A 4,233-nucleotide genomic window follows, 5' to 3' on the forward strand; every position below is an offset into this window, starting at 1 on the left:
TATGCCTTCTTTTTAATCACTTTTATATGTTTTAAAAGAGCATCTGAAAACTAATCTGAAAAATGAGTAGTAAAATATTACAACATACAAAGTATTTATTAATAAATTAGGTTTCTACATCTAATATTTTTTAAATATCTTTTTAGAGGTGTAAGTTTAATCAGTAAAATTTTTTTAAAACTTTAAAAAAAAGCAATATAGGAATAAAAGAGAAAAAAATAATCGGAATTTATAATCCGCATATTTTTAACTTCTTTTATTCTAAAATTCAATATATTTTCTTATATGGGTTATTTAACTACTTTTAAAGTACCTTTTCCTGCAGCTTTATTGTAATAAATATCTCCATCAAAGGTAACAGTGAATTTATATGTACCTTTCTTATTAATTTTACAAGCTTTTATCTTAGCCCTATTAAGAGTAAGTACAGCTACACCTTTACTATTAGTTTTAAGCCTATATGTTTTCTTATTAATCTTAAAGACAACTGCCTTACTTTTAATGACTTTGTTTTTACTGTCTTTTAATGTAGCTGTTAATTGCATAGTTTTTGCATTTGATTTATATGATGATTTCACTGATTTAACATTTGCAAATTTAGAAGTCTCTTTCTTAATAGTTATCTTAGCTTTTGAAACAGAAGGAGAAAATTCTCATTACCTGCAAATCTTGCTTCTAATATTTTTGTTCCAGCACCAATTTTTTTAAATTGTCCCGCTTTTAGTGTAATACTTGCAATACCATTAGCATCTGTAATAGCAGATCCAATTTTTACACCATCTAATATAAATGTAATATTAGCCCCTGCAAATTTAGGGTTAATGACCACATTATATTTTCCGTTATAGTTTATAATGAAATTAGCTGTAGGAGCAGTAATATTAGTAGATTTAGGATTAACAGTGAAGTTTACATAAGCATAAGATCTTGCATACTTATCATTAGGAATATATTTAACAATTACATCAGTATATTCTCCAGCACTTAAATCTTTAAGGGCAATAATTGTTAAACCATTAACAATATTAGCAGTATAATTTCTACCATTAATTTCTACACTAACAGTACCTTTATCAACAAGTGATTCATTAGTAAATACAGTAGCAGCAATTATACCATTCTCACCATATGTAATGTTAAAAGTTACAGCTCTTGTATTGGTGAATTTAACTATAAGAGCCCCTTCAGTATGTTCTTGAGTGTAGTCATCTACAGTAGCACTAGTACCTGGCCATAAAGCAATATGATTAGTACCATCTTCAGCCTTATTGCCTTTGAAAGTGGAATTGGAAATATTAAAATTTTGAGCCTTACTATATATCCCTGCACCAGATTCGGCAGTATTATTTAAAAATGTAACATTGTCAAAAATCACACCATAACCTTCAACAAAAAAAGCACCCGCTGAATATGCATAGTTTTTGGTGAATGTAGAGTTAATTACATTAGTCTTAGTACCATTTAGGCTAATAGCCCCACCAACATTGGTTGCGTTGTTTCCAATGAATTTAGAATTAATTACATTAATATTAGTACTATTTATTCTAATAGCTCCACCCTTAGCAGCTGCATTGTTTTCAGCGAATGTAGAATTAATAATAGTACAATTATCACAAAAATTTTGTATAGCTCCACCGTATGTTGCATTGTTTTTGGTGAATGTAGAATTAATAACATTAGTATTTGTATCCTTAATGCTAATAGCTCCACCAATATAGTTTGCATTGTTTCCAGTGAATGTAGAATTAATAACACTACAATTATCAGCTAAGATATACATAGCTCCCCCATCATTTTTTGCTATGTTTTTGGTAAAAGTTGAGTTAATAACACGACAATTATTACCAAGGATATACATAGCTCCCCCATCATTGGTTGCATTGTTTTCGATAAATATAGAATTAATAACTGTACAGTTAGGACCATTCATCTTAATAGCTCCACCATCAAGGCCCTTTCCATTTTTAAAATATAAATTTTTAATAATGACATTTTCACCAGTTATAGTGAAAATACTTGCTTGACCATTTCCATCAATAGTATTAAAATTACCATCAATAATAATATTAGAACGATTTATAGGTATACCCTTAATAAAAGGATTATCTGTAGTAGGATTGAATGTGAAATTACTATCTAAAATAATCGTATCACTAATATTATCTTTAATAATATTATTTAATTCATTGAATGATTTAGCGGTTTCACCATCACAAACTACATTGGAATCCTTGTTAGATGATATTAAATCCCCGTCATCAATACAATTACCATTATCATTACTTGCATTACTACTTACACCTACAATTTCTGTAGGATTATATGAATCAGAATCAACATCGGTATTAGATTTTTCAACATTATCAATATCCATATTATTATTGGATAATGAATCATTAACAGTCGTATTAGCATCAGCTGCAGAAACAAAACCTACAGAAATGATTAAAATAGAAAGTAATACTAACACAACAGTAATATTAATCTTAATCTTTATAATAAATCCTCCATAAATATTTTAAAATTTATTTTTTTAATTATATGTTTGTATTTAATAATATATAATGGTTATAGCCATAACAAATCAAAAGGAATTATTATATAACTTTGTGTCAATATTTTACAAAATTGCCGATAAAAAATTTTTATAATAATTATCATAAAATAAATATAAGGAGTAAATCTTATGAAAGATATAAAATTGCATATTGAATGGTAGATAAATATAATGATAAAATATTTACAAAAGAATTTTTACTTATTTTTGGACCAGTACTATTTACAGCCCTTGTAATGTATATATTAATGTCAACAGTGCCAGAACATGCAACAAGCATGGGTTCAACAGCAACAATTGCAGGATTAGTATCTGGAATATATATATTTGGAGGATTATGTTCTAGAGTATTCACCGGTGCTGCATTAGAGAGAATTGGCTGGAGAAAAATAGCACTAATTTTTATGAGCATACATTTTCTCTCCTGTCTTTTATACTTTATTGTAGACAATGTAACCTTATTAATTATTGTCAGATTCATTCATGGTATTGGTTTTGGTGGATCAGCCAATGCAATTGTAACAATAGCTAGTGCCATACTTCCTAAAAAACGTTTCTCAGAGGCTTTTGGATATTTCATGCTTGGAACCACAATAGCTGTAGGTCTTGGTCCTTTTATTGGAGGATTATTATATGACATTGCAGGGTCTTTTGTCTGTTTTGCTGCTGCAAGTATATCCTCACTTTTAGCACTAATCTTTATGATTTTGATTGATGTCAATAAATACGACAAAGAAGATAAAACACCTAAAAATAAAAGTTATAAAGGTATTGAAAGAGTTATAGGGTTTGGTGCAGTACCTGTTTCACTGTTTACAGCAATAACAAGTTTAGGTTATGTAGCCATCTTATCATTTTACAGATTATATGCAGCAGAGGTAAACCTAACTCATGTATTTTCATGGTTTTTCATAATATATTCTATTTGTCTTATAGTTAAAAGACCACTTGCAGGTAAAATTCAAGAAAATGGCGGTGACAAGATTGTATGTATCAGCGGAATAATTGCCCAAACAATCGGACTTTTTTAATTGCATTTTACCCCTCAAACATTACAGTTATAATATGTGCAATATGTGCTGCACTTGGATTTGGAACACTAAACTCAGCATGTACAGCAATCATAACAAGAAACACGCCTTTACATCGCAGATCATATAGTTTATCTACATTTTTCATTTTCTGTGATGGAACAATGGGTTTTGGACCGTCACTCTCGGATGTTTTGTATCAGCAAGTTCAGGTTACGGACCAGTATATCTAATATCATCCTTTATTACATTAATTGCCTTACCTATTTGTCTGTATGCACTTAAAGACAAAAATAATGATTTACCTAATATCTCATAAAAAATAGAAATAAAAACAATAAATTATGAAAAAATTAAATTTCTCTTGGTTTAAAAAAAGTCATCCAAGGAAAGTTGTGATGGTTTTAAATCTGTTTTAGATTTAGAATTTTTAGTTTTATTGGATTTTTTACTGATTTTAGACCTTGAACTATCAATACTTCTAGAACTAGAATCTAATTGTTCATCACCGTTTAATCTAATTCTTTAAACACTTATTTTACGAAATGCAAATGACATACTATAAAAAACATCATTCATTAACGGAGATAATAATCTTATGGTGCTGTCTATTTCTCAGCTTCAATTGGAAGTGTCACAGATTTT

3 protein-coding genes are annotated in these 4,233 nt (G+C 28.7%); 1 reads left to right on the forward strand and 2 read right to left on the reverse strand.

Annotation, left to right across the window (positions count from 1 at the left end; all coding sequences use genetic code 11):
• Nucleotides 1-290 precede the first annotated feature (290 nt).
• Nucleotides 291-578: a hypothetical protein gene (locus QZ146_RS08470; protein ID WP_295723583.1), complete on the reverse strand. Its 288-nt coding sequence runs from the start codon at nt 576-578 to the stop codon at nt 291-293.
• Between the two features lie 41 nt (nt 579-619).
• Nucleotides 620-2,470 carry a right-handed parallel beta-helix repeat-containing protein gene (locus tag QZ146_RS08475; RefSeq protein WP_295723586.1) on the reverse strand — a complete coding sequence of 617 codons (1,851 nt, stop codon included), beginning with the start codon at nt 2,468-2,470 and terminating at the stop codon, nt 620-622.
• A 242-nt stretch (nt 2,471-2,712) separates the two neighbouring features.
• Here QZ146_RS08475 and QZ146_RS08480 point away from each other — a divergent pair, with 242 nt between their 5' ends.
• Nucleotides 2,713-3,588 (forward strand): MFS transporter, encoded by an 876-nt coding sequence (locus QZ146_RS08480; RefSeq protein ID WP_295723589.1) that lies wholly within the window; start codon nt 2,713-2,715, stop codon nt 3,586-3,588.
• Nucleotides 3,589-4,233 lie beyond the last annotated feature (645 nt).

Origin of the sequence: uncultured Methanobrevibacter sp., from assembly GCF_905235195.1 — an archaeon.
Classification (GTDB): Archaea; Methanobacteriota; Methanobacteria; order Methanobacteriales; family Methanobacteriaceae; genus Methanarmilla.